Source organism: Bacillota bacterium (assembly GCA_040754675.1).
Classification (GTDB): Bacteria; Bacillota; Limnochordia; order Limnochordales; family Geochordaceae; genus Geochorda.
The window spans coordinates 1-4,634 of record JBFMCJ010000329.1; the positions used below are offsets into that span (position 1 = coordinate 1).

Annotated in this window: 4 protein-coding genes and 1 tRNA gene; 3 read left to right on the forward strand and 2 right to left on the reverse strand. The window is 65.7% G+C overall.

Annotated features, from left to right (window positions below; genetic code table 11):
• The 3 genes from AB1609_16015 to AB1609_16025 form a co-directional block, all read left to right on the forward strand.
• Window positions 1-578: hypothetical protein (locus AB1609_16015; GenBank protein MEW6047957.1), on the forward strand; the 578-nt coding region annotated here is incomplete at its 5' end.
• 9 nt (window positions 579-587) lie between these two features.
• Window positions 588-2,120 carry an NADH-quinone oxidoreductase subunit M gene (locus AB1609_16020; protein MEW6047958.1) on the forward strand — a complete coding sequence of 511 codons (1,533 nt, stop codon included), beginning with the start codon at window positions 588-590 and terminating at the stop codon, window positions 2,118-2,120.
• A 4-nt stretch (window positions 2,121-2,124) separates the two neighbouring features.
• Window positions 2,125-3,555 (forward strand): NADH-quinone oxidoreductase subunit N, encoded by a 1,431-nt coding sequence (locus AB1609_16025; protein ID MEW6047959.1) that lies wholly within the window; start codon window positions 2,125-2,127, stop codon window positions 3,553-3,555.
• Window positions 3,556-3,661: 106 nt separating this feature from the next.
• Here AB1609_16025 and AB1609_16030 read toward each other — a convergent pair whose 3' ends face one another.
• Together AB1609_16030 and AB1609_16035 are read right to left on the reverse strand one after the other, a co-directional pair.
• Window positions 3,662-4,198 (reverse strand): inorganic diphosphatase, encoded by a 537-nt coding sequence (locus AB1609_16030; protein ID MEW6047960.1) that lies wholly within the window; start codon window positions 4,196-4,198, stop codon window positions 3,662-3,664.
• Window positions 4,199-4,390: 192 nt separating this feature from the next.
• Window positions 4,391-4,465 (reverse strand) — tRNA-Ala (locus tag AB1609_16035).
• Between the last annotated feature and the right edge of the window lie 169 nt (window positions 4,466-4,634).

Here is a 4,634-nt window from a genome sequence, read left to right on the forward strand (position 1 = left end):
TGACCTGGCCGCTGGTTGCCCTGGCGGCTCCGGCGGCGCTCATCGGGTTGTGGAACTCGCCGCTCTCGAACTTCGCCTTCGGGCACCTCGTCTTCTTCGAGGAGTTCCACGAACTCGAGCCCAGTTCCACGGTCACGGGACTGGCCATCGGGGGCGCGCTCTTCGGGGTGCTGGCGGCGCTCGCCATCTACGCCTGGCGGTTGATCCCCGCCGAGGCCGTGGTGCGGGCGCTGCGCCCGGTGCACACCCTGTTGAAGCGCAAGTACTACGTGGACGAGCTTTACCACTGGCTGTTCGTGCAGGGCACGGTGGCCCTCGCCAGGATCTGCGCCTGGTTTGACCTCGCCGTCATCGACGGGCTGGTGAACTTCACGGCCCGCTTCACCCGGGGCGTTTCCGAGGGAACGAGCTACGTGGATCAGCACGTCATCGACGGCGCCGTCAACCTGACCGCATCCGGAACCGTGGCGGCGGGCAACCAGCTGCGTCGGGCGCAGGTCGGCTACGTGCAGGCCTATGCGCTGACGCTGTTCGCTTCGGTAGTAGTCGGGCTCATCATTTTCACGATGGGAGGCTAACGCCTCAAGATGCTGAGCGCACTGGTTTTCGCACCGCTCGTCGGCTCGCTCATCCTCATGCTGCTCCCGAGGGAGAACAAGCAGCTCCTGCGCCGCGTGGCGCTGGCGGCGTCGCTGGTCCCGGTGGCTTTGGTGGCCATCATATGGGCCCGGTTCGACACGACCGCCCAGGGCATGCAGTTCGTGGAGCGGGCGCCCTGGATTCCCAGCGTGGGCATCCAGTACTACCTGGGCGTGGACGGGATCAGCTTCCCCATGCTGATCGTCACGGCCCTCATCACGACCCTGGCCATCCTCGTCTCGTTCAACATCGAGGACCGGGTCAAGGAGTTCATGGCCCTCATGTTGCTGCTCGAGACCGGCATGCTGGGGGTCTTCGTGGCGCTGGACTACTTCCTGTTCTACATCTTCTGGGAGCTGGTCCTGGTGCCGATGTACTTCATCATCGGCATCTGGGGCGGGCCCCGGCGGGAGTATGCGGCCATCAAGTTCTTCATCTACACGCTGCTCGCTTCGGTGGTCATGCTGGTTGGCATCCTGGCCCTGTACTTCCAGGGCGGGCTCGGGACGTTCGACATGCTCGAGATCGCCGAAAAGGCACGCTTGAGTCCCACGGCCCAGTACTGGATCTTCCTGCTGTTCTTCTTCGGCTTCGCGGTCAAGGTGCCGATCTTCCCGTTCCACACGTGGCTCCCTGACGCCCACGTCGAGGCGCCCACCGGGGGCAGCATGCTGCTTGCCGGCGTGCTGCTGAAGATGGGCACGTACGGGTTTTACCGGATCAGCTACCCCACGCTGCCGGACGCGGCCAAGGCGTTCGCGGTGGTGATGGCCGTGCTGGGCGTCATCAACATCGTCTATGGCGCGCTCGTGGCCATGGCGCAGCGGGACTTCAAGAAGATGGTGGCGTACTCGAGCATCAGCCACATGGGCTTCGTACTCTTGGGGCTTGCGGCCATGACGTCGATGTCCATGGCGGGCGGGCTGTTCGTCATGGTGTCGCACGGGCTGATCTCCCCGATGATGTTCTTCTTCGCGGGCACCGTCATCTACGAGCGCACCCACACGCGCATGCTGGACGAGATGAGCGCGCTGTTCACCAGGATGCCGGTGGCGGCCACGCTGCTGGCGTTCGCTGCGTTCGCCAACCTGGGGCTGCCCGGGTTGTCGGGGTTTGCGGGCGAGTTCTTCACCCTGACGGGCGCCTACCAGGTGATGGCGGGGTTCGTGTGGGTGGCCGTCGTCGGCATGGTGCTAACGGCGGCGTACCACCTGTGGATGATGAACCGCATCCTGATGGGTGATGCCTCCGTGCACGCCGCAAGCCACGGCTCGGCCCAGCTGGCCGGGCACGGGTCGCACGGCGGCGCGGGTCACGGGGTGCTGGCGGCTATCCGGCTGCCTGACCTCACGCTGCGGGAGGCCATCGTCAGCGCGCCGCTGGTGGCGTTCATCGTCCTGTTCGGGGTGGCGCCCTCCACGCTGCTTAACCTCTTCAACCCGTCGCTCTCGGCGCTTCTGACCCGAGTGGGAGGGCTGTGACGCGATGGAGTGGCTGATGGCCCTGCCGGAGCTACTGCTGGCGGCGGGCGGGCTTGCGGTCATCGGGGCGGACCTCACCTGGAAGCGGCGGGAGGTGTCTGGGGCCGTCGCCGCGGCGTCCTTCCTGTTCGCCCTGGGGAGCCTGTGGCCCGCCGCAGGCGTGCCGGGCGAGGCGTGGCAGGGCATGCTGACCGTGGACGCCTACGCGCTGTTCTTCAAAGCCCTGTTCCTGCTGACCGGGCTTCTGGTGGTGTTCCTGGCTCACCCATACGTCGTCAAGCGCGAGATCCACGCCGGCGAGTTCTACTCGCTGCTCGTCTTCGCCGTGCTGGGCATGGTCATGATGGCGTCATCTCGTGACCTGCTGATGATCTACCTGGGGCTGGAGCTTCTGTCCATCAGCTCGTACGTGCTGGCCGGCATGCTCAAGGACGACGCCCGGTCGCTGGAGGCGTCGCTGAAGTACTTCCTCATCGGCGCGATGACGTCGGCGCTGCTGCTCTTCGGCATCTCGCTGGTCTACGGGGTCTCCGGGAGCACCCACGTGGAGGCGATCCGGCAGGCGGTGGCGGTCGGAAGCGAGTGGCGGCCGGTGGCGCTGGCCGGTATGTGGTTCCTGCTGGCCGCGTTCGCCTTCAAGGCGGCGGCCGTGCCGTTTCACATGTGGGCGCCCGACGTCTACCACGGTGCGCCGACCCCGGTGAGCGCACTGCTGATCGCGGGATCTGAGGCCGCGGCCTTTTCGGCCATGGTGCGGGTCTTCAGCGGCGCTTTTGCGCCGCTTGCTGATCAGTGGCAGCTCATCTTCGCCGTGCTGGCGGTGGCTACCATGACGTACGGGAATGCGGCCGCGCTGGTGCAGACGAGCGTCAAGCGCATGATGGCGTACTCGGCCATCGCCCAGGCAGGTTACGTGCTGGTGGGGCTCGCGGTCGGGACGCCCGACGCGATTGGCGCCATGTTGTATTACCTCTTCGCGTACCTGTTCATGGTCGCCGGGACCTTCGCCGTCATCGCATGGCTTTCGCTGACCCGCCCCCAAGAGATGCTCGACGACTTCGAGGGGCTGGGGCGAAGCGTGCCGTGGGTGGCGGCGGCCACGGTCATCTTCATGATCTCGTTCATCGGGATTCCGCCCACGGCGGGCTTCTTCGGCAAGTTCTACCTCATCCGGGCGGCGGTCGGCGCCGACATGGTGTGGCTCGCCATGGTCATGGTGGTCAACAGCGCCATCTCGGCTGGCTACTACTACGGCATCGTGCGGCGCATGTACCTGACGAGCGCGCAGCCGGCCTCGGCGCCTGCACCCCTTCCGGCGGGAACCGCCCTGGCCGTGGGCGTGTCGGTGGCCGCCACGCTCCTGCTGATGCTCTTGCCGCAGCCGGTGCTGGAGTGGCTGCAGTCCGCGCAGAACCTGGTGGCCATGCTGCCGTAGGGTGCCCTGCAGCCGTACTCGGACGAAAGTGCCCGCGTCTATTACGGACGCGGGCACTTCTTTCGCTTGCTCTCACCGCGTGCGGAGCGCCGAACCCCGGTGTGCCCTACCGGCCGGCGCGCAACTGCTCGAAGCGCTGCCGCGCCTCTCCGATGAGCCGCCAGGCCTCAGCCTCATCCCGCCATCCCCGGATCTCACAGGGCTTGCCCTCGAGGTCCTTGTAGACCTTAAAGAAGTGCTCGACCTCCCGCAGGAAGTGGTGAGGCACCTGAACCAGCGCGCTCACCTCCTCGAAGCGGGGATCCACGCTGACGACGCCCAGAATCTTGGTGTCCGGCCCCTTGTCGTCGATCATGTCCAGGGCGCCGAGGACCCGTACCGGCACGGCGCAGCCCGGAAAAGTCGAGATGCTGGACATCACCAGGACGTCCAGCGGGTCCCCGTCCTCGGCCAGGGTCTCGGGCACAAACCCGTACTCGCCGGGATAGTACATGGGTGAATACAGCACCCGGTTGAGCACCATGCGCCCCGAGCGAGAATCGTACTCGTACTTGTTTTGCGTGCCCTTTGGAACTTCGATGACCACCAAAAGCGGCGGTCGTGCCTCGCCGTTGTTCATATCCGGACGGTCTTGAGTCACCATAGGGCCCCGGTTCGCCTCAGGTCTTCGCTCCCGACCCCGTCAGGTCTGTGGCCTCATCATACCGGCGACAGTCTTGCCCCGCAAGCACCTGCAACAAGGGGCCGGACGGCCGCGCAGCGCTGCGCTGAACGCGGCCGGATGCGAGCATGGTCAAGAAGGCTGGTGGATTTGCGGCCTGATGATATACGTGGGTGGTGGACCTGACGGGATTCGAACCCGTGGCCTCTGCAGTGCGATTGCAGCGCTCTCCCACTGAGCTACAGGCCCGCCGACGCCACTGATTATACACGACATGGCGGGGCAGCGAAAGGGCCCGCCTTGCCTCAAAAGAAAAGTACTCGAAATGGGGTCGTTGCCTCAAAAGTAAAAGGTACTCGAACAGGCCCAACCCCCTGCGCCTGGAAAGGAGCCTCCAACCATGAAGCCGAAGGAGGCG